This window comes from Delftia acidovorans SPH-1, assembly GCF_000018665.1.
GTDB classification, from domain to species: Bacteria; Pseudomonadota; Gammaproteobacteria; order Burkholderiales; family Burkholderiaceae_C; genus Comamonas; species Comamonas acidovorans.
This window is the reverse complement of sequence record NC_010002.1, coordinates 6,562,846-6,581,766: the sequence shown is the minus strand read 5'-3', so window position 1 is coordinate 6,581,766 and position 18,921 is coordinate 6,562,846. Positions and strand designations below refer to the sequence as shown.

Here is an 18,921-nt window from a genome sequence, read left to right as displayed (position 1 = left end):
CGTGTTCAGCCGCCGGATTCGAGCGTGAAGGCCGCGTTCTCGTCCTGACCGAGCAGCTTGACCAGCTGCGGCATGGCCGGCTTGAGCTGTTCCTTGAGATTGAACGGCGGATTGATCAGGAACATGCCGCTGGCCGGCAGGCCGCCGCGCTCCGACGTCTTGTTGCTCTTGACCGTGAGCTCCACGTGCAGCCAGCTCTTGCCGGCCTTGGTGGTCATGGTCTTCAGGCGGCGTGGCAGATCGTGCGCCTCGGGGCGCGGGATGATCGGATACCAGACCGCATACGTGCCTGTGGCAAAGCGCTTGAGGCTGTCGGCCGCCATGTCCAGCACCTTGGCGTAGTCGCTCTTGAGCTCGTAGCTGGGGTCGCACAGCACCAGGGCGCGGCGCGACGGTGGTGGCAGGAATTTCTTGATGCCCTCGAAGCCGTCCTCGTGCAGCACGGCCACCTGGCGGCCCGCTTCGAGCTGGGCAATGTTGCCCACCAGCGAGCGCATGTCGGTGGGATGCAGCTCGAAGACCTTGAGCTTGTCGCGCTCCTGCACGCGCAGCAGGGACTGGATGATGAAGGGCGAGCCCGGGTAGTTGCGCAGCTGCGCGCCCTGGTTGAAGGAGCGCACCGTGGCCAGGTAGGCCTGCAGCACCGGGGCCAGCTCGGCCTCCTTGGCCTGGGCCAGGCGCATGATGCCGTCGGCCGACTCGCCGCTCTTGTTGGCGTAGTCGCCGTCCAGTCGGTACAGGCCGGCGCCGGCGTGCGTGTCCAGCACCGTGAGGGCGGCGTCCTTCTGGAGGAGGTATTGCAGGGTGGCGATCAGCACGGTGTGCTTGAGCACATCGGCATGGTTGCCTGCATGGAAGGCGTGGCGGTAACTGAACATAGGCGTATGGTAACCAGCCGCGCTGCCGGGTGGTTGTCCGTGGCGGCTGAAGGATGGGGCCGGCGCTGAAGCCAGTGCGGCGCAAAGGGGGGGATGGCGAAGACCTGCCGTTTTTGTATAATGGAGGGCTTCGCAGCGATTTTAGGGTCCCGCGGCGAAGTTTACATCCCCGCCTAAGAGGCTTCCTTTTTGAAGAAGCGCCGACCGCGGAAAAGGGCCCGCCAAACCTTTCTTGAAAGAGAAAACTCATGTCTACATTCAGCGCAAAGCCCGCTGAGGTGCAACACGAGTGGTTTGTGATTGACGCCACCGATAAGGTGCTCGGACGTGTCGCCAGCGAAGTGGCACTCCGTCTGCGCGGCAAGCACAAAGCCATTTACACACCTCACGTTGACACCGGCGACTTCATCGTCATCATCAACGCCTCCAAGCTCAAGGTCACCGGCACCAAGAACCTGGACAAGGTGTACTACCGCCACTCTGGTTTCCCCGGCGGCATCACTGCCACCAACTTCCGCGACATGCAGGCCAAGTTCCCCGGCCGTGCTCTGGAAAAGGCCGTCAAGGGCATGCTGCCCAAGGGTCCCCTGGGCTACGCAATGATCAAGAAGCTCAAGGTGTACGGCGGTGCTGAGCATCCCCACACCGCCCAGCAGCCCAAGGCTCTGGAAATCTAAGGAGACCTAGATGATTGGTGATTGGAACAATGGCACCGGCCGTCGCAAATCCAGCGTCGCACGCGTGTTCCTGAAGAAGGGCTCCGGCAAGATTACCGTGAATGGCAAGGACATTCAGGAATACTTCGGCCGCGAAACCTCGATCATGATCGCAAAGCAGCCCCTGGCTCTGACGAGCAACCTGGAAGCTTTCGACATTCAAGTGAACGTCCACGGTGGTGGTGAATCCGGCCAGGCCGGCGCTACCCGCCACGGCATCACCCGCGCCCTGATCGACTATGACGCAGCGCTCAAGCCCGTCCTGAGCCAAGCCGGCTTCGTGACGCGTGACGCTCGTGAAGTCGAACGTAAGAAGGTCGGCCTGCGCTCCGCACGCCGCGCCAAGCAGTTCTCCAAGCGTTAATCCGCTGGCACTGCAGGAAAGTCCCCCGGGGCTTTCCTCAGAAAAAAACCGCCTTTGCCGGCGGTTTTTTTCTGGGCGATGCAAACCCTTCGCATTCACCTTCGCCGTCGGTGGCCAATGCCCCCACTTGCACTGTCGTCAAGCCGGCGGCCCCGGGAATTCCCGAGCCCTTTGCTGTACCATTCGGGCCAATTGAGAACTTCGGAGTATCCCCATGAGCGCCGTCGCAGAAATCACCGAAACCACCACCACCGAAATGCCCACCCCGATCGTCTTCACCGACAGCGCAGCTGCCAAGGTGGCCGATCTGATCGCCGAGGAAGGCAACCCTGACCTGAAGCTGCGCGTGTTCGTGCAGGGTGGCGGCTGCTCGGGCTTCCAGTACGGCTTCACCTTCGACGAGATCACCAACGACGACGACACGACCATGACCAAGAATGGCGTGTCGCTGCTGATCGACGCCATGAGCTACCAGTACCTGGTGGGTGCCGAGATCGACTACAAGGAAGACCTGCAGGGCGCGCAGTTCGTGATCAAGAACCCCAACGCCTCCACCACCTGCGGCTGCGGATCGAGCTTCTCGGTGTAAGCCTTGTCGGCCGCGCTGCAGTGAAGCCCGCAGCAGCCCGCCGCACAACACGCCACCAACCGCCGCGCAGCAATGCGCAGGCGGTTTTTTAACGCCTGCGCCCTCCCTGCCTTGCCATGATTCCTGAAGACAAAAGCGCTTCCGCCTCCACTACATCCTCCTCGCGTTCGGTGCTGCTATGGCTTGTGGCCATCGGCTTTTTCATGCAGACGCTGGACGGCACCATCGTCAACACCGCGCTGCCCACCATGGCCGATGCCCTGGGCGAGAGCCCGCTGCGCATGCAGTCGGTCATCGTCGCCTACTCGCTGACCATGGCCATGCTGATCCCGGCCTCGGGCTGGATGGCCGACCGTTTCGGCACGCGACGCGTCTACCTGTGGGCGATTGCGCTGTTCGTGCTGGGCTCGGTGCTGTGCGCGATTGCGCCCAACCTGCAGCTGATGGTGGCCGCGCGCGTGCTGCAGGGCATGGGCGGGGCGCTGCTCATGCCGGTGGGGCGGCTGGCCGTGCTGCGCGCCTTTCCGCGCGAGCAGTTCCTCAAGGCCATGAGCTTCGTGGCCATCCCCGGCCTGGTCGGGCCGCTGATCGGCCCCACGCTGGGCGGCTGGATGGTGGAGTACGTGAGCTGGCACTGGATCTTCCTGGTCAACGTGCCCGTGGGCCTGATCGGCCTGGCCGCCACGCTGCGCTTCATGCCTGTGGGCGACCGCTTTGCCGTCAAGCGCTTCGACGGCGTGGGCTATGCGCTGCTGGCCTTCGGCATGGTGGCCGTGTCGCTGGCGCTGGACAGCATGTCGGGCAAGGGCATCCATGGCGCCATGGTCTTCGTGCTGCTGATCTTCGGCCTGGCCAGCCTGGCCGCCTACTGGCTGCATGCGCTGCGCCGGCCCGACCCGCTGTTCGCCCCCGAGCTGTTCGCCGTGCGCAGCCTGCGCGTGGGCCTGCTGGGCAATCTGTTCTCGCGCCTGGGCAGCTCCTGCATGCCCTTCCTGATCCCGCTGGTCCTGCAGGTCTGCCTGGGCTTTTCGCCGCTGCAGGCCGGCATGATGATGCTGCCCACGGTGCTGGCCAGCATGGCCATGAAGCGCCAGACCACTACGCTGATCCAGCGCATCGGCTACCGCCGCGTGCTCATGGGTAACACCCTGGTGCTGTCGCTGATGATCGCCAGCTTCGGCACGGTCTCCACGGCGCTGCCGCTGTGGGTGGTCATCGTCCAGCTGCTGATCTTCGGCGCCACCAACTCCATGCAGTTCACGGCCATGAACACCGTCACGCTCAAGGACCTCGATGCCGGCAACGCCAGCAGCGGCAACAGCCTGCTGTCCATGGTGCAGATGCTGGCCATGGGCATGGGCGTGGCCGCCGCAGGCGCCGTGCTGGCCGGTTTCAGCGAATGGTTCGGCGGCGACACGCCGCAGCACACCCTCAATGCCTTCCGCGCCACCTTCGTCTGCATGGGCGCGGTGACGCTGGCCTCGACCATGATCTTCTCGCAGCTGGGCGACGATGAGGATGTGCGGCCCAAGCCTCTGGAGCCGGCCGAGCACGAGTGAGGGCTGTGCATAGCTTTTGAACCCTGAACTGCTGCAATCCACACTTTTGTTGCGGGTTTACCCTTGTTTTTGGCAAGGATATATGGCAGCCCGCATAGGAAATATCGAGGCCGTCTTATGCGTTTGGGCGGGGCTGGACTTAATCTCGGGTACATCCGCAGGACTTACGCAAGCAAGAACGCAAACACGCCATCGCCACAGGGCCAGCGGCTTTCTTCCTCGGAATTTGCGTAAGTCGTGATCCGAACAGTCCACGCACCAGCAGTTGCCCCCACGAGCATGAGCCAGAGCCCCAGTTCCCAACCCATCCGCTTCTATCACCGCGGCCAGATCGTCGAGGTACAGGGGCCGCATCCCACGCGCTCGGTGCTCGACTGGCTGCGCGGCGACGCGCGCTGCACCGGCACCAAGGAGGGCTGCAACGAAGGTGACTGCGGCGCCTGCACCGTGGTCATCGCCGAGCTGGCCGAAGACGGCGCGCCCGACGCCGTGGGCGGCCTGCAGCTGCAGACGGTCAATGCCTGCATCCAGTTCCTGCCCACGCTGCACGGCAAGGCGCTGTTCACGGTGGAGGACGTCAAGGGCCAGTGCGCCGGCAAGCAGGGCTGTGCCACCGGCAAGCCCGCAGGCGGTGCCGAACTGCATCCCGTGCAGCAGGCGCTGGTGGACTGTCACGGCTCGCAGTGCGGCTTTTGCACGCCGGGCTTCGTGATGTCGCTGTGGTCGGCCTATGAGCACCACCAGCAGGCCGGCACGCGCCCCTCGCGCCAGCAGCTGGCCGACGAGCTGTCGGGCAATCTGTGCCGCTGCACGGGCTACCGTCCCATCCTGGACGCAGGCCAGCGCATGTTCGACCTGCCCGCCACGCGCATGGCCACCGAACCCGTGGTGCAGGCACTGCAGGGCCTGCGCGCGCAGGATGCCGGCTTGGACTACGCCGCGCCCAACGCCGCCCAGGGCGGCCGTGTGGACAGCTTCCACGCTCCGCGCACGCTGGACGAGCTGGCCGCCGTGTGCGAGGCCAAGCCCCGCGCGCGCCTGCTGGCAGGCTCCACCGATGTGGGGCTGTGGGTGACCAAGCAGTTCCGCGACCTGGGCGACATCGTCTATGTGGGCGACGTGGCCGAGATGAAGCGCGTCGAGGAGCGCCACGGCGCGGGCAGCCTGGACGGCGGCGAGCTGTACATCGGCGCCGGTGCCTCGCTGGAATCGGCCTGGTCGGCGCTGTCGCAGCGCTTCGAGGGGCTGACCGATGTGTGGCTGCGCTTTGCCTCCGTGCCCATCCGCCATGCGGGCACCATGGGTGGCAACGTGGCCAATGGCTCGCCCATTGGGGACTCGCCGCCCGTGCTGATGGCGCTGGACGCGCAGATCGAGCTGCGCAAGGGCGCACGCGTGCGCCGCATGCCGCTGCATGACTTCTATCTGGACTACATGAAGAACCAGCTGGAACCGGGCGAGTTCGTGCAGGCACTGGCCGTGCCGCTGGACGCTGCACGGCGCCAGACCCGTGCCTACAAGATCAGCAAGCGCTTTGACTGCGACATCTCGGCGCTGTGCGCGGGGCTGGCCATCGAGCTCGATGGCGAGGTGGTGAAGTCCGCCCGCCTGGCCTTTGGCGGCATGGCTGCCGTGGTCAAGCGTGCGGCCCTGGCCGAGGCGGCCATCGTGGGCCAGCCCTGGGACCAGGCCGCAGTGAAGGCCGCCCAGGCCGCGCTGGCCCAGGACTTCAAGCCCATGTCCGACATGCGCGCCAGCGCCGACTACCGGCTCAAGGTGGCGCAGAACCTGCTGCAGCGCCTGTGGCTGGAGACACGTTCGCAGCAGCCGCTGCCGCTGCAGGCCACCAGCGTCTGGAGCGTGATGCCCCACGCAGTGCACCAAGGAGCCTGAAATGAACCGCCCCATCGATCCCTCCCTGCTGCACTCGTCCGAGGCCTTTGCGCATTACCTGAAGAACACCGCCTTCCGCGTGGACGAGCGCGCCGAGGCCGGTGCCCACACCCAGGGCCAGCGCGTGGGCATCAGTCGCCCGCATGAGTCGGCCCATCTGCATGTGGCCGGCGAGGCCGCCTACATCGACGACCTGCCCGAGCTGGACGGCACGCTGCACTGTGCGCTGGGCCTGTCGCCCGTGGCCAATGGCCGGCTCAATGCGCTCAGGCTGGATGCCATCCGCGCCATGCCCGGTGTGGTGGCCGTGCTCACGGGCGAGGACATTCCCGGCGTCAACGACTGCGGCTCCATCATCCACGACGACCCCATCCTGTGCAGCGGCGAGATCCGCTACCTGGGCCAGCCGCTGTTCGCCGTGATCGCCGAAAGCCGCGAGGCGGCGCGCCTGGCTGCGGCCCAGGCCAAGGCGGCGGCCGACATCACGGCCGAGCCGCCCGTGCTCACGCCCCAGCAGGCGCATGAGCTGGGCCAGTACGTGCTGCCGCCCATGCACCTGGCGCGCAGCACGAATGAAGGCGGCGCGCGCCGCGCCATGGACGAGGCGCCGCACCGCCTGAAGTCATCGTTCTACGTGGGCGGCCAGGAGCAGTTCTACCTGGAAGGCCAGATCAGCTACGCCATTCCCAAGGAGGACGGCGCCGTCCACCTGTACTGCTCCACCCAGCACCCCAGCGAGATGCAGCACCTGGTGGCGCATGCGCTGGGCGTGGCCTCGCACGCCGTGCATGTGGAGTGCCGCCGCATGGGCGGCGGCTTCGGCGGCAAGGAGTCGCAGTCGGCCCTGTTCGCCTGCGTGGCCTCGGTGGCCGCGACGCGGCTGCGCCGGCCCGTCAAGCTGCGCCTGGACCGCGATGACGACTTCATGATCACGGGCCGCCGCCACTGCTTCTGGTACGAGTACGAGGTGGGCTACGACGACGAGGGCCGCATCCTGGGCGCCGAGATCTCCATGGTCTCGCGCGCCGGCCACTCGGCCGACCTGTCCGGCCCCGTGATGACGCGCGCGCTGTGCCACTTCGACAACACGTACTGGCTGCCCGATGTGTCCATGCACGGCTACTCCGGCAAGACCAATACGCAGAGCAATACGGCGTTCCGCGGCTTCGGCGGCCCGCAGGGCGCGATCGCCATCGAGAACATCATGGAGACGGTGGCGCGCGAGCTGGGGCGCGATGCGCTCGATGTGCGCCGCGTCAACTTCTACGGCAAGACCGAGCGCAATGTCACGCCCTACAGTCAGGTCGTGGCCGACAACGTGATCCACGAGCTGGTGGCCGAGCTGGAGACCTGCAGCGACTACCGCGCGCGCCGCGATGCCATCGCCGAGTTCAACGCGGCCAGCCCCGTGCTCAAGCGCGGCCTGTCGCTGACGCCGCTCAAGTTCGGCATCTCCTTCAACGTCAAGCACTTCAACCAGGCCGGCGCCCTGGTCCATGTCTACAACGACGGCTCCATCCTCGTGAACCACGGCGGCACCGAGATGGGCCAGGGCCTGAACACCAAGGTGGCCCAGGTCGTGGCGCATGAGCTGGGCGTGGGCTTCGGGCGCGTGCGCGTCACGGCCACCGACACCACCAAGGTGGCCAACACCTCGGCCACGGCGGCATCGACGGGGGCCGACCTCAACGGCAAGGCTGCGCAGGACGCGGCGCGCCAGATCCGCGAACGCCTGGCCGCCTGCGCCGCAGAGCGCCATGGCGGCCGCGCGGAGGACGTGCGCTTTGCCAACGACCAGGTCCACATCAACGGCAAGGTGCTGGATTTCAAGGCCGTGGTGGGCGAGGCCTACATCGAGCGCGTGCAGCTGTGGTCCGACGGCTTCTATGCCACGCCCGGCCTGTCGTGGAACAAGGACACCATGCAGGGCCGGCCCTTCTTCTACTACGCCTACGGCGCTGCCGTGAGCGAGGTGGTGGTGGACACGCTGACCGGCGAGTTCAAGCTGCTGCGCGCCGACGTGCTGCACGACGTGGGCCGCTCGCTGAACCCGGCCGTGGACGTGGGCCAGGTCGAGGGCGCCTTCATCCAGGGCATGGGCTGGCTGACCACGGAAGAGCTGGTCTGGCACCCGCAAAGCGGCAAGCTCACCACGCACGCCCCGAGCACCTACAAGATCCCGACGGCCAACGACTGCCCGCCCGTGTTCAACGTGCGGCTGTTCGAGGGCGACAACTTCGAGGACTCCATCCACCGCAGCAAGGCCGTGGGCGAGCCGCCGCTGCTGCTGCCGTTCTCGGTGTTCTTCGCCATCCGCGACGCCGTCTCGGCAGCGGGCGGGCACCGCAGCAATCCTCCGCTGCAATCGCCGGCCACGCCGGAATCCATCCTGCGCGCCATCGAGGCCGTGCAGGCCGCCGGGAGCTGAGCGGACCGGCGCCGCCCCCTCATTCCTTGAATCGGCGCGCAGCGATGCGCGCCACCAGGTCCATGGCCGCCCGGCAGGGTGCCATGCCTTGTGCCGGCCTGGACAGCCGGTGCTCAACCCTGGGCGCTTTCACAACCGTTGCGCCCCGCATGCGAAAACAACACGGAGACAATGCGATGAACTGGATGGAACGGGTGTTCAAGCTCAGTGAGCACGGCACCAATGTAAGAACCGAGCTGGTCGCGGGCCTGACGACCTTTCTGACGATGGCCTACATCATCTTCGTCAATCCCTCGATCCTGGGGGATGCGGGGATGCCCAAGGGGGCCGTCTTCGTGGCCACCTGCCTGATCGCGGCGTTGGGCACGACCATCATGGCGCTGTACGCCAACTATCCCATCGCGCTGGCTCCGGGCATGGGCCTGAACGCCTACTTCGCCTACGTGGTGGTGCTGCACATGGGCTTCACCTGGCAGGCCGCGCTGGGCGCGGTCTTCGTCTCGGGCTGCCTGTTCCTGCTGGTGACGCTGTTCGGCCTGCGGGAGCTGATCATCAAGGGCATACCGCAGTCCATACGCATAGCGATCACCGTGGGCATCGGCCTGTTCCTGGCGCTGATCGCGCTCAAGAGCGCGGGCATCGTCGCCGCATCGCCGGCCACCTTCGTGACCCTGGGCGACCTGCACAAGCCCGAAGTCATCCTGGCCTCGCTGGGCTTTCTGATCATCGTGGTGCTGGACCGCCTGAAGGTGCCGGGCGCCATCCTGATCGGCATCGTCGCCGTCACCGTGGCCTCGTTCTTCTTCGCAGGCAACGAGTTCCACGGCGTGTTCTCTGCGCCGCCCTCCATTGCGCCCACCTTCCTGCAGCTGGACATCAAGTCCGCGCTGACGGGCGGCATCCTCAACGTGGTGCTGGTGTTCTTCCTGGTCGAGCTGTTCGATGCCACGGGCACGCTGATGGGCGTGGCCAAGCGCGCCGGCCTGCTGGTGCCCAGCCGCATGGGCCGCTTCAACCGCTCGCTGCTGGCCGACAGCGGCGCCATCTTCGCGGGCTCGCTGTTGGGCACCTCCAGCACCACGGCCTACGTGGAAAGCGCGGCCGGCGTGCAAGCGGGCGGCCGCACGGGCCTGACGGCGTTGACCGTGGCCGTGCTCTTCCTGTGCTGCCTGTTCCTGTCGCCGCTGGCCGGCGTGGTGCCCGGCTACGCCACGGCGCCCGCGCTGTTCTTCGTGGCCTGCCTGATGCTCAAGGAGCTGACCGAGATCGAATGGGGCGAGACCACCGAGGCCATCCCCGCCGCCGTCACGGCCCTGCTCATGCCTTTTACCTACTCGGTGGCCAATGGCCTGGCCTTCGGCTTCATCACCTATGCCGTGCTCAAGCTGTTCACGGGGCGCGCCAAGGAAGTGCACTGGATGGTGTGGTTGATCGGCGGCGTCTTCCTCTTCAAGTTCGTCTATATCGGCGGCTGACGTAGCGCACCGTTTTTGGTGGGGGGCCCGCGCCTGGCAGCAATGCCTTGCGCGGGCCTTTTTGCTGGCGCTGCTTTTCCGCGGTACTCATGCGGGGTGGATGGCGCCCAGGATGCGCGGGCCGCGTGCGCCCGTCACGGCTGGCAGGTTGCCGGGCAGGCCCAGCAGGGCCTGACGCGCCAGCCAGGCAAAGGCGGCGGCCTCCACCTGCTGAGGCGGCAGGCCGCGCGCGGCCGTGGTGTCCACGGCCACGCCGGGCAGCAGGGCGGCGATGCGCTGCATCAGTTGCGTGTTGAAGGCGCCTCCGCCGCAGACCAGCAGCTCCCCGCCGCCACGCCCGAAGCGCTGCACGGCACTGGCGCATGCGCGGGCCGTGAATTCGGTGAGCGTGGCCTGCACGTCGGCGGGGCGGGCATCGGCGGGGCTGGTTGCACTGGCGGAAAGATGGCCGGCCAGCCAGTCCGCGTGGAACAGGTCGCGCCCCGTGCTCTTGGGCGGCGGCTGCTGCAGGAAAGGCTCGGCCAGCAGGCGGTCGAGCAGGGCGGGCAGCACCTGGCCCGTGGCCGCCCATTGGCCGCCGTCGTCATAGGGCTGGCCGGTGTGGGTCTGGCACCATCCGTCCATCAGCGCATTGCCGGGGCCGCAGTCGAAGCCCAGCACCGTGCCATCGCCCGCCAGCACGCTGAGGTTGGCAATGCCGCCGATGTTGAGCACAAGCACCGTCTCGCCGGGCCGGCCGAACACGCCCTGGTGGAAGGCGGGCACCAGCGGCGCGCCCTGGCCGCCAGCGGCCACGTCGCGGCTGCGCAGGTCGGCCACCACGGCAACGCCGCTGAGCTCGGCCAGCAGGGCCGGGCTGTTGAGCTGCAAGGTGTAGCCCGTGCCGTCGAACATCTGGGGCCGGTGCCGCACGGTCTGGCCGTGGGCGCCAATGGCGGCGATCTGCGCGGGCGCCATGCCCGTGGCCTGCAGCAGTTCCCGCACCACCTCGGCATAGCTGCGCGCCAGCGCATTGGCCGCCAGCGCCGCGCGGTGGAGCTCATCGCGGCCATCGGGGGTGTTCAGCGCCAGCAGCTCGGCGCGCAGCGCGGCGTCGAACCCCCGGCTGGCATGCCACAGCACCTGCGTGCCTTCGGCAAAGTCCACAAGCACGCCGTCCACTCCGTCGAGCGAGGTGCCGGACATCAGGCCTATGCAGTAGCGGTGGGCGATGGGGGAGGGGATGGGCTGGTTCATGCCGGCAATGGTAGCCCTGCGGCCTGGGACCCGCGATCACAAAAGGATGCGCCTGAAACAACAAAGGCTGCCAGGGCAGCCTTTGCGGGATGGGAGCGCGGTGGCTCAGCGTTCGCTGGCCAGGGCCAGTGCTTCGTTCGATGCCTGCAGCTCGATGCGCATCTGCGCGGCCATCTTGTCGAAGGCGGCGCGGCCGGCCTTGGAGACGGGGCGGGCGGCATCGGTGGCCTGGACGATGGTCATGGGATCGCGGTGCTCGCCGTTGACGCGGAACTCGAAGTGCAGGTGCGGGCCGGTGGCCCAGCCCGTGGAGCCCACGTTGCCGATGATGTCGCCTTGCTCCACGCGCTGGCCGCGCGTGACGCCGATGTGGCTCAGGTGGGCGTAGACCGTAGTGTGGTTGTTGGCGTGGTCCACGAAGATCACGTTGCCATAGCCGTTTTGCACACCCGCGAAGGAGACGGTGCCGTCGCCCACGGTACGCACCTTGGTGCCCGTGGCAGCGGCGAAGTCCGTGCCCAGGTGGGCACGCCAGGTCTTGTGGATGGGGTGCATGCGCATGGCAAAGCCGCTGCTGATGCGCGAGAACTCCACGGGAGAGGTCAGGTAGGCCTGGCGGCGGCTCTTGCCGTCCATGGTGTAGTAGTCGCCCTTGGCCTTGCCTTCGTCCTGGAACCACAGGGCCTGCACGACCTTGCCGTTGTTGTGGAATTCGGCGCTGAGCACGCGGCCTGCGCGCAGCGGCTCGCCATCGGCTTCCAGCGATTCATAGACCACGGAGAAGCGGTCGCCCTTGCGCAGGCTGCGGCGGAAGTCCACGTCGCCCTGGAAGATGTCGGCCATCTGCATGGCCACGGCATCGGGGATGGAGGCCGCGTCGGTGGCGGCGAACAGCGAGCTGCGGATGATGCCGCCAGCCAGGCGGGGCGAGGCCGTCAGCTTGCCCGTCTCGATGCGGGTGCTCAGTTCATTGTTCTTGCGCTCGACCACGAGGCGGCGGAAGCTGCCGTCCTCGTCGGGCGCCCAGCGCACGGTCAGCTGCGACAGCTGGTGGTCGGGCGTGGTCTCGGCCGTCACCAGGCGGCCGGCGCGGCCCAGCACATGCTGGCGAACCTGGTCGTTGCCGCGCATGAAGGCGGCGGCGGCCGGATCGGCCACGCCCAGGCGCTGGAGCAGGGTTTCGGCCGTGTCGCTGCCGCGCGTGTATTCGGAACGGTACAGGGACATGCCCTGCACGCTGTCGGTCAGCTCGGCCAGGGTCTGGCCTTCGGCCAGCGATTCCACGGGCGTGGAGAGCATGCGCACCGGCAGGTCGGCCGGATCGGGTCCCAGGTTGGCCACGGCGAAGGCGCCGCCGCCGCCCGTGAGCAAGATGGCTGCCAGTGCCGCGGTGACACGCTTGGGGTGTTGCTGGATCACGGAGGTCAGCCGCGCAACAAGAGCACCGCTGGCATGGTTCAAGCCATATTTCACAACATCAGATCCTTGGGTTGCGCGCATCCGGCCCTGCGGGGGCCGGACAGCATCGCAGCGGCGGGATACGCTCTCCAGACGGGCAACAAGTCCGCGCTCTGCGGTGCGGATAGGCGGGCGTCTAGAATTCGCCGCAGCGGGAAAATCCCCGGAGTATACCGACGCAGTCCTACGCGGCCTGGCGAAAAACCCTTATGAATCAATCTGCTGTTACAACATACCCGGTCACCGACGGTGTAAGCCAAGCGCTTGAAACCACCCTGCGCGGCGTGGATGAGCTGCTGCCCCAGGCGGACTGGGTGCAAAAGCTGGCCCGTTCCGAGGCCACCGGCGTGCCGCTGCGCATCAAGCTGGGCCTGGACCCGACGGCGCCCGACATCCATCTGGGCCACACCGTGGTGCTCAACAAGATGCGCCAGCTGCAGGACCTGGGCCACCAGGTGATCTTCCTGATCGGCGACTTCACCACCCTGATCGGCGATCCTTCGGGCCGCAACAGCACGCGCCCGCCGCTGACGGCCGAGCAGATCAAGGTCAACGCCGAGACCTACTACACCCAGGCCGCCAAGGTGCTGGACCCCGCCCGCACCGAGGTGCGCTACAACAGCGAGTGGTGCGACAAGCTGGGCGCGCGCGGCATGATCGAGCTGTCGGCCAAGTACACCGTGGCCCGCATGATGGAGCGCAACGACTTCCACCAGCGCTTCACCGACGGCAGCTCCATCAGCCTGCACGAGTTCCTCTACCCGCTGCTGCAGGGCTATGACTCGGTGGCGCTGCGCGCCGACCTGGAGATGGGCGGCACGGACCAGAAGTTCAACCTGCTCATGGGTCGCCATCTGCAGCAGGAATACGGGCAGGACACGCAGTGCGTGCTCACCATGCCGCTGCTGGTGGGCCTGGACGGCGAGCACAAGATGTCCAAGTCCAAGAACAACTACATCGGCATCACCGAGGACGCCAACACCATGTTCGCCAAGGTGCTGAGCATCTCGGACACGCTGATGTGGAACTGGTACACCCTGCTGTCGTTCAAGAGCCTGGCCGAGATCGCCGCGCTCAAGGCCGAGGTGGAAGGCGGGCGCAATCCCAAGGATGCCAAGGTGCTGCTGGCCAAGGAAATCACGGCGCGCTTTCACAGCGCGGCGCTGGCCGATGCGGCCGAGCAGGATTTCAACAACCGCAGCAAGGGCGGCATTCCCGACCAGATCGACGAGGTCAGCCTGTCGGGCGCGCCGCTGGGCATCGGTGCCCTGCTCAAGCAGGCCAACCTGGCGCCCTCGACCAGCGAGGCCAACCGCCTGATCGACGGCGGCGGCGTGCGCGTGGACGGCACGGCCATCAGCGACCGGGGCCTCAAGCTCGAAGCCGGCACCTATGTGGTGCAAGTGGGCAAGCGCAAGTTTGCGCGCGTGACGCTGGGCTGATGCCCGCGCCGGGCCATGCGCCCGGCTGCACAGGAATGAAGGACGCCGGCATGCCCGCGTCCTTTTTTCATCGCCGGGCCGCCCCAAGATGAAAACGGCCCCTTCGGGGGAGCGTGGGGGTATTTTTCAAGCCGGGGGCGATTCGACGGTTTCGCGCGTGACCTCGGCCTGCTCCTGCAGCCACCGGCAGAAGGCGGCCACCTCGGGACGTGCGGCGCTGCGCGGGCCCACGATCAGCCAGTAGGCCAGCGGCGATTCCAGCCGGTGCGCGGGCAGCACCTCGACCAGGTCGCCAGCCGCCAGCGCATCGGCCACCAGCGGCAGCCGCGCAATCGCCAGGCCCTGGCCGGCCAGGGCGGCCTGCACGATCTGGTGGGCGTAGTTGAAGTACAGCCAGCGCGGCGGCTGCAGCTGGTCGCAGCCCTGCACGCCGAACCAGCGCTGCCAGCCCAGCCATTCCAGCTGGGGCATGCGGTGGGCGTCGCCGGTCTCGATCAGCGTGTAGCGCGCGGCATCGGCCGGCGTCCTGAGCGGCGGGCCGCCGGCCAGCAGGCGCGGGCTGGCCACCACGGCCAATTGCTCGCCGAACAGGCGCTGCGCCTGGGGCCAGCCGTCGCCCGCGCGGCCGTAGCGCAGGGCCAGGTCCACGTCGGTGGTGTCCAGGTCCATCACGGTGTCGCTGGTGTCGATGCGGATGTCGATATCGGGCCAGGCGCGCTGGAAGGACTCCAGGCGCGGGATCAGCCACATGGCGGCAAAGCTGGCCCAGGTGGTGATGGCCACGCTCTTGCGGCCCACGGTCTGGCGGATCTGGCGCACCGAGGCGTCGATCTGCTCCAGCGCGGGCGCCACCGAGCGCAGCAGCTGGGCGCCGGCCCCCGTCAGCTCCACGGCGCGCGTGTGGCGCAGGAACAGCGGCACGCCGACTTCATCCTCCAGCGACTGGATCTGGCGGCTCACGGCCGACTGCGTCAGCGACAGCTCGTCGGCTGCCGCGCGGAAATTCAGGTGCCGGGCCACGGCCAGGAAGGCACGCAGATGGCCGGCTCCGATGGCGCGTGTGCGCAGCAGGGGAACGGGTGCAGTGGTGGCATGGGGCATGGCGCCGCCAGCATACGTCAATCGTGTGACCGGCCGCAGCCCTTGGCGGGCAGATAATCGGCGGCGTTGCCGGCACAGGTTCTGGCGTTTTGGATGAATCACCTATGACAGCACCTCTGGATCTCGTCATCATGGCCGCGGGCAAGGGCACGCGCATGAAAAGCCGCCTTCCCAAAGTCCTGCAGCGCCTGGCGGGGCGGCCGTTGCTGGGCCATGTGCTGTCCACGGCGGCGCAGCTGGATGCGCGCTCGGCCGTGGTGGTCACGGGCCACGGCGCGGACCAGGTGGAGACCGCCATGGCGGCGGCCTGCCAGGGCGGCTCCATGGCGCTGAAGTTCGTGCGCCAGGAGCCGCAGCTGGGCACGGGCCACGCGGTGCAGCAGGCCGTGCCCGCGCTGGCGGGCGATGGCATGGTCATCGTGCTCTCGGGCGATGTGCCGCTGACGCAGGCCGACACGCTGCGCGCCCTGGTCGATGCGGCCGATGGCCAGCGGCTGGCGCTGCTGACCGTGCGCCTGCCCGATCCCACGGGATATGGCCGCATCGTGCGCGGCGAAGACGGCACGGTGCAGCGCATCGTCGAGCAAAAGGATGCCAATGACGCCCAGCGCGCCATCCAGGAAATCTACAGCGGCATCATGGCCGTGCCGGCCCGCCACCTGGCCGGCTGGCTGGCCCGCCTGACCAATGACAACGCCCAGGGCGAGTACTACCTGACCGACGTGGTCGCCATGGCCGTGGCCGACGGCGTGCCCGTGGTCGCGCACTGCATTGCCGACCCGGTGCAGGTGGCGGGCGTCAACAGCCCGCTGCAACTGGCCGAGCTGGAGCGCGCCCACCAGGGCGCCCAGGCCCGCACGCTGATGGAGCAGGGCGTGCGCCTGGCCGACCCCGCGCGCTTTGACCTGCGCGACGACCCGCGCACTGGCCGCGCGGCACGCCTGGCCTGCGGGCAGGATGTGGAGATCGACGTGGGCTGCATCTTCAGCGGCCATGTGGAGATTGGCGAAGGTGCGCGCATCGGCGCCTATTGCAGCATTGCCAACGCCACGATTGCGGCGGGCGCCGTCCTCCATCCGTACACCCATGTCGATGGCGAGAAGGCCGGCGTCAGCGTGGGCGAGGGCGCCCTGGTCGGCCCGTTTGCGCGCCTGCGCCCCGGAGCGCAACTGGGCCGCGAAGTGCACATCGGCAACTTCGTCGAGGTCAAGAACTCCGTGCTGGCCGATGGCGCCAAGGCCAACCACCTGGCCTACCTGGGCGATGCCACGGTGGGCGAGCGCGTCAACTACGGCGCCGGCTCCATCACGGCCAACTACGACGGCGTGAACAAGCACCGCACGGTGATCGAGGCCGACGTGCACATCGGCAGCAACTGCGTGCTGGTGGCGCCCGTCACCATTGGCGCGGGCGGCACGGTGGGCGGCGGCTCCACGGTCACCAAGAGCACCGAGCCCGGCGTGCTCACGGTATCGCGGGGCAGGCAGGTGAGCATCACCAGCTGGAAGCGCCCAGTCAAACTGCCCAAGTCCTGAGACTTCCGAGACACGTGGGCTCGAGGGCCCGCATCGATGGCGGGTCCCGTACGGGGTACGCCGATTTGCCGAATCTCCTGACCCTGTCCATGCCATGACGGAACCTTTCGCACCCCATCCGCCCCCCGACCCCGCCGCCGACCTGCAGGGCCCTCCCCGCACGTTGCAGGATGCGCTGGAGCGCCTGGCCCAGCGCGAGCAGGAACTGCAGGCCCTGCGCGCCGCGCAGCAGGAATGGCTGCATGCGGTGTCGCACGACCTGCGCGCGCCGCTGCGCCATGTGCTGTCCTTCGGCCCCCTGGTCGATGAACTGCTGTCGCAGGCCGCACCTTCGCCGCAGGAGCTGCAGGAGGCGCGCGGCTTCCTGCAGACCATGGACCAGTCGGCGCGCCGCATGGGCGGCATGCTCGACGGCCTGCTGGCCCTGTCGCGCGCCGCGCGCACGCCCATGCAGTGGCAGCCCGTCGCCTTGCAGGAGCTGCTGGAGCAGGCGCGCACGGCGGTGCTGGCGCAGCCGCGCTGGGCTGCCTGCGGCGCGGCTGCGCGGCTGCAATGGAGCCTGCCGCAGCAAAGTCCCGCCGTGCGTGCCGACGCGGCCCTGCTGCGCCAGGTGCTGGAGGCGCTGCTGGACAACGCCGTCAAGTTCACCCGCCCCGTGGACCAGCCGCGCATTGCCATCGATGTGGAGCGCCATGCCGACGGCGGCATCACGCTCAGCGTGACGGACAACGGCGTGGGGTTCGACCCCTCGCGCGCGGGAGCGCTGTTCGGCATCTTCCAGCGCATGCACCGCGAATCCGAGTTCCCCGGCCTGGGCACGGGCCTGGCCCTGGTGCGCGGCGTGATGCGCCGCCACGGCGGCGAGGCCACCATCCGCGCCACGCCCGCGGGCGGCTGCTGCGTTTGCCTGAACTGGCCCGGCGGCGAAGTGCGGCGCGCCGATCGCGGGCTCTGAGATCGCCTGCCGCTGGCGCCTGCCCTCAGATCAGCGTGTCGTCCGGCTCGGGCTGGTGCGTGGGGCGGGAGTCCCTGGTGTCCGGGCCCACTTGGGAGCCTTTATCGGGGTCTGTGTCCGAGGCTGTTCCGGCCTGGGCAGGCGCGCTGCCGGCCATCAGCGGCGCGGCGGGAATCACCTGGTCGCGCCCGGCATCCTTGGCGCTGTAGAGCGCGCTGTCGGCCGCATTGATCCAGTCCTTGACCGACAGAAAGCTCGGGTCCGCCGCCGCCACGCCAATGCTGGCGCTCACGCGCAGCTGGGGATGCTCGCGCACGCGCAGCTGGCTCAACTGGTTGCGTATGCGCAGCGCCACCGCATAGGCGTCGTCCAGCTGGGTGTGCATGCACAGCACGGCGAACTCGTCACCGCCATAGCGGCCAGCCGCGTCGTGCGAGCGCAGGCAGTGCCGGATGGTCAGGCCTATGGCCTGCAGCACCTCGTCGCCCACGGTGTGGCCAAAGCTGTCGTTGATGCGCTTGAAGTGGTCTATGTCCACGATCAGCAGGCAGGCCGAGGCCTGCGTCTGCCGGTAGTCGCGCAGCGCGGCGCGGGCCTTTTGCCACCAGTAGTCCCGGCTGTACAGCGTGGTCAGCGGGTCGATGCGGCTGAGCACCTGCAGCTTCACGTTCTGGCGCGCCAGCTTGCGCACCAGCTGGCGCGTGGACCAGCTGGAGAACACGCTGTGCAGCAGGAGCAGGGGCAGCATGCTCAGCTGCACGGCCAGGCTGGCCTCCCAGTCGGGCACGGGCCGCAGCAGCAGGGCCACCAGCGCGGCGGCCAGCAAGGTGGCCACCAGCGATTGCAGCCAGCCGTCGCGCGTGGCCGTGTGGTTGCGGTCGGCAATGCTGATGGCCAGCAGCGCAATGCTGGGCAATGCGCAGAAATGCATCACGGGAATCCAGCTGCCGATGATCAGCGCGTCTATCTGCAGATTGGCGTGTTCGGCACGGTGGCTGTCACGGCTGTGGCGGGCGTGCAAAAAGGCGATGTGCGGCCAGACCAGGGCGCTCACCAGCACAAAGCCCCATACCGCCGGGCTGGCGCCCATCTCGGTCATGGCCGTGCCCACGACGAGGCCGCCCAATGCCATGCTGGAGACGCGCAAGGGGTAGGTTCGGCGATGGATGCGCTGGCGCAAGGACATGGCGGTGCGAGCCGAGTGCGCGCCGATTGCCTAGCGCGTCAGAAAGTGTTGTTGCATCAATTTGTATCATTGTCCCCGTGCGTGCGCAACGCCTTAAAGTTTAACG

Annotated in this window: 15 protein-coding genes; 10 read left to right on the top strand and 5 right to left on the bottom strand. The window is 67.9% G+C overall.

All coding sequences use genetic code 11. The annotated features are described in order from the left end of the window. Positions 1 to 5: 5 nt before the first annotated feature. Positions 6 to 878 carry a 23S rRNA (adenine(2030)-N(6))-methyltransferase RlmJ gene (locus tag DACI_RS29900; RefSeq protein WP_012207712.1) on the bottom strand — a complete coding sequence of 291 codons (873 nt, stop codon included), beginning with the start codon at positions 876 to 878 and terminating at the stop codon, positions 6 to 8. Positions 879 to 1,126: 248 nt separating this feature from the next. Between DACI_RS29900 and rplM the strand changes: the two genes are divergently transcribed. The 7 genes from rplM (at position 1,127) to DACI_RS29865 (ending at position 9,902) form a co-directional block, all read left to right on the top strand. Next, positions 1,127 to 1,555: a 50S ribosomal protein L13 gene (rplM, locus tag DACI_RS29895; RefSeq protein WP_012207711.1), complete on the top strand. Its 429-nt coding sequence runs from the start codon at positions 1,127 to 1,129 to the stop codon at positions 1,553 to 1,555. 10 nt (positions 1,556 to 1,565) lie between these two features. Continuing rightward, entirely contained in the window at positions 1,566 to 1,958 is a 393-nt protein-coding gene (gene rpsI, locus DACI_RS29890; RefSeq protein WP_012207710.1) for a 30S ribosomal protein S9, read from the top strand. A 214-nt stretch (positions 1,959 to 2,172) separates the two neighbouring features. Next, positions 2,173 to 2,547, top strand: a complete 375-nt coding sequence (erpA, locus tag DACI_RS29885; protein WP_012207709.1) for an iron-sulfur cluster insertion protein ErpA — start codon at positions 2,173 to 2,175, stop codon at positions 2,545 to 2,547. A 116-nt stretch (positions 2,548 to 2,663) separates the two neighbouring features. Next, entirely contained in the window at positions 2,664 to 4,106 is a 1,443-nt protein-coding gene (gene mdtD, locus DACI_RS29880) for a multidrug transporter subunit MdtD (protein WP_012207708.1), read from the top strand. 279 nt (positions 4,107 to 4,385) lie between these two features. After that, positions 4,386 to 5,999 (top strand): xanthine dehydrogenase small subunit, encoded by a 1,614-nt coding sequence (gene xdhA / locus DACI_RS29875; protein ID WP_012207707.1) that lies wholly within the window; start codon positions 4,386 to 4,388, stop codon positions 5,997 to 5,999. A 1-nt stretch (position 6,000) separates the two neighbouring features. Next, on the top strand, positions 6,001 to 8,427 hold the full coding sequence (gene xdhB, locus DACI_RS29870) for a xanthine dehydrogenase molybdopterin binding subunit (RefSeq protein WP_012207706.1): 2,427 nt from the start codon (positions 6,001 to 6,003) through the stop codon (positions 8,425 to 8,427). Positions 8,428 to 8,603: 176 nt separating this feature from the next. Beyond that, a complete protein-coding gene (locus DACI_RS29865) occupies positions 8,604 to 9,902 on the top strand; it encodes an NCS2 family permease (protein WP_012207705.1) in 1,299 nt (432 codons plus the stop codon). Between the two features lie 87 nt (positions 9,903 to 9,989). Here the strand turns inward: DACI_RS29865 and DACI_RS29860 are convergent, their stop codons facing one another. Next, positions 9,990 to 11,138 (bottom strand): anhydro-N-acetylmuramic acid kinase, encoded by a 1,149-nt coding sequence (locus tag DACI_RS29860; protein WP_012207704.1) that lies wholly within the window; start codon positions 11,136 to 11,138, stop codon positions 9,990 to 9,992. 105 nt (positions 11,139 to 11,243) lie between these two features. Next, entirely contained in the window at positions 11,244 to 12,638 is a 1,395-nt protein-coding gene (locus DACI_RS29855) for a peptidoglycan DD-metalloendopeptidase family protein (protein ID WP_012207703.1), read from the bottom strand. A 167-nt stretch (positions 12,639 to 12,805) separates the two neighbouring features. Between DACI_RS29855 and tyrS the strand changes: the two genes are divergently transcribed. Then, a complete protein-coding gene (gene tyrS / locus DACI_RS29850; RefSeq protein ID WP_012207702.1) occupies positions 12,806 to 14,038 on the top strand; it encodes a tyrosine--tRNA ligase in 1,233 nt (410 codons plus the stop codon). 126 nt (positions 14,039 to 14,164) lie between these two features. On the opposite strand, the gene DACI_RS29845 is transcribed toward tyrS, so the two are convergent. After that, entirely contained in the window at positions 14,165 to 15,139 is a 975-nt protein-coding gene (locus DACI_RS29845; RefSeq protein WP_012207701.1) for a LysR substrate-binding domain-containing protein, read from the bottom strand. A 104-nt stretch (positions 15,140 to 15,243) separates the two neighbouring features. Here DACI_RS29845 and glmU point away from each other — a divergent pair, with 104 nt between their 5' ends. Then, positions 15,244 to 16,674: a bifunctional UDP-N-acetylglucosamine diphosphorylase/glucosamine-1-phosphate N-acetyltransferase GlmU gene (gene glmU, locus DACI_RS29840; RefSeq protein WP_012207700.1), complete on the top strand. Its 1,431-nt coding sequence runs from the start codon at positions 15,244 to 15,246 to the stop codon at positions 16,672 to 16,674. A 94-nt stretch (positions 16,675 to 16,768) separates the two neighbouring features. Beyond that, positions 16,769 to 17,629: a sensor histidine kinase gene (locus tag DACI_RS29835; RefSeq protein WP_012207699.1), complete on the top strand. Its 861-nt coding sequence runs from the start codon at positions 16,769 to 16,771 to the stop codon at positions 17,627 to 17,629. Between the two features lie 25 nt (positions 17,630 to 17,654). On the opposite strand, the gene DACI_RS29830 is transcribed toward DACI_RS29835, so the two are convergent. Beyond that, positions 17,655 to 18,815: a sensor domain-containing diguanylate cyclase gene (locus DACI_RS29830; protein WP_012207698.1), complete on the bottom strand. Its 1,161-nt coding sequence runs from the start codon at positions 18,813 to 18,815 to the stop codon at positions 17,655 to 17,657. Positions 18,816 to 18,921 lie beyond the last annotated feature (106 nt).